This window comes from uncultured Aquincola sp., assembly GCF_964001545.1.
Classification (GTDB): Bacteria; Pseudomonadota; Gammaproteobacteria; order Burkholderiales; family Burkholderiaceae_C; genus Aquincola.
Genome location: NZ_CAXFDV010000740.1, coordinates 1 through 2,270, shown reverse-complemented (window position 1 = coordinate 2,270; position 2,270 = coordinate 1). Strand labels below are relative to the sequence as shown.

The 2,270-nt window shown below is 71.1% G+C and carries 2 protein-coding genes; one reads left to right on the top strand and one right to left on the bottom strand.

Annotation, left to right across the window (positions count from 1 at the left end):
- Positions 1–664 (top strand): CorA family divalent cation transporter (locus tag ABNT58_RS25955; RefSeq protein WP_348756270.1); only part of this gene is annotated, 664 nt, incomplete at its 5' end.
- On the opposite strand, the gene ABNT58_RS25950 is transcribed toward ABNT58_RS25955, so the two are convergent.
- The coding region (locus ABNT58_RS25950; protein ID WP_348756269.1) for a TonB-dependent receptor at positions 665–2,270 on the bottom strand (1,606 nt) is incomplete at its 5' end.

Genomic DNA, 2,270 nt, shown 5'->3' with positions numbered 1-2,270 from the left:
GCATGTGGACCGGCACCTGGTGGTGACGGCCCGGCGCCATGCGCTGCGCTCCATCGACGCCCTGCGCACCGCCGCCAAGCGCGGCGACACCATCGCCTCGCCGATCGAGCTGCTGGAAGCGCTGCTGCGTGCACAAGCCGACGTGCTGGTGCGCATCGTGCGCGACGTCACCGCCCGCGTGGACGAGGTGGAGGACGAACTGCTGGCCAACCGGCCCGATGCCCGCCGTGCCAAGCTGGGCGCGATGCGGCGGGTGCTGGTGCGGCTGCAGCGGCTGCTGGCGCCTGAGCCGGCGGCGCTGTTCCGGCTGCTGCAGCACCCGCCCGCGTGGATCGACGAAGCCGGCGTGCTGGCGCTGCGCCAGTCCACCGAAGAGTTCTCGGTGGTGCTGCGCGACATGTCGGCGCTGCAGGAGCGCATCAAGCTGCTGCAGGAAGAAATCGCCGCCCGCGTGAACGAGGACAACAACCGCAGCCTGTTCGTGCTGACGGTGGTGACGGTGCTGGCGCTGCCCATCAACCTGATCGCCGGGCTGATGGGCATGAACGTGGGCGGCGTGCCGCTGAGCGAAGAGCCGCACGGCTTCTGGATCGTGGTGAGCATCGTCACCGCCTTCACCGTGATCGCCGGGCTGGTGGCCTGGCGATCCCGAAGAAAAGACTGATCAAAAGTTGTACCGCGCCCGCGCGTACCAGTACGCGCCGTTGAAGCCGATCGGCGACAGCACGTCGTAGGGCAGGTTGCCGAAGTAGGCGATGTCGGCGATGGAGCGGTCGGGGTAGCGGTTGGTGATGTTCACGCCGCCCAGCGCCAGCGCCCAGGCCTTGGTGGGCCGCCATTCCACTTCCGCGTCCAGCTGCCAGGTGGCGCCGTAGGTCTGGGTGGGCGTGAAGCCGTCGCCGAAGTCGAACACCCGTGTGGTCTTGCCATGGCGGGTGGCCCGCAGCAGGCCACCGTAGGCGCCGCCGGTCCACTGCGCAGTGAACACATGGCGCTGCCGCGGCGCCGAGGTGGTGAGCGTGTTGGCCTCTTCCAGCCCCACCAGGCCGCCGCTGGCGCCCAGCGCGGCCAGCTGCGCCGGCAGGGCCTCGGTGCGCTGGATGCGGGTACGGCTGGCCGAGATCGCGGCGCTCAGCTGCAGGTCGCCGCCCGCCGCCTTGCCCTGCCATTGCCCCACCAGGTCGGCGCCCTGGGTGCGGGTGTCCACCGCGTTGGTGAAGAAGTTGACCCCATCAACGTTCAACAGCCCGTACTGGCTGGCCAGCAGGCTGCTCAGCGCGGCGCTGCTGAAGCGCTCGCTCAGCGTGATGCGGTCCTTCACGTCGATGCGGTAGATGTCCAGCGTGACCGACACGCCGGCCGCGGGCTGTGCCGTCACGCCCAGGCTGAAGTTGCGCGAACGCTCGGGCTTCAGCTCCTTGGCGCCCAGGGCCTGGGCCGCTGCGCTGCCCACCGGCAGCGTGCGCACCTGGCTCAGCACGCCGCCGTCGCCGTAGTTGGAGGTGGTGAAGCTGAAGGCTTCCTGCGCCAGCGAAGGCGCGCGGAAGCTGGTGGACGCGGCGCCGCGCACCGCCAGCGCGGGCGTGAAGGCATAACGCGCCGACAGCTTGCCGGTGCCGGCGCCGCCGGCATCGCTGTAGTGGTCGTAGCGGGCGGCTGCTTCGGCGAACAACTGCTTGCTCACATCGGCCGAGAGATCGGCATACACGCCCGCGATGCGGCGCGAAGGGTCGGCGGTGTCGGCCGGCGACAGGCCGGGGCCGGCCTGCGCACCCGGCGGTGCGATCACCGGGCCGACACCATAAGACGCGGCATCGCCCGCCGTGCTGCGAAAGCCCTCGCGCCGCCATTCGGCGCCCACCGCCAGCGTGGCCGGCTGGGCCAGGCCCAGGTTCAGCGGCCGGCTCAGGTCGAGGTTGGCCACCCACTGGTCGAAGCGGTAGCCGCCCAGGTCGAAGCGCGTGGGACTGGCCGCGCCCAGCGAGGCATTGAGCGAGCGCCGCACGCCGAAGTCGAAGTCATTGCGGCCGTAGGCCAGGCTGGCATCGGCGTCCCAGCCGGCCAGTGGGCCGCGCACACCGGCGGTCAACGACAGGTCGTCGCTGCGGCCGGTGGTCTCGGGGCGATAGCCATCCGGGTAGAAGCGGTCGGGGTTGGCCGTGCTGTCGGGGTAGCGGAAGTAGGCGGCGCCCACGCTGTCGCGCCGCGTCCAGGTGCCGAAGGCATAAGCCTCCTGGCCACCGGCCAGCGGCAGGGCGCCGTTCAGCCAG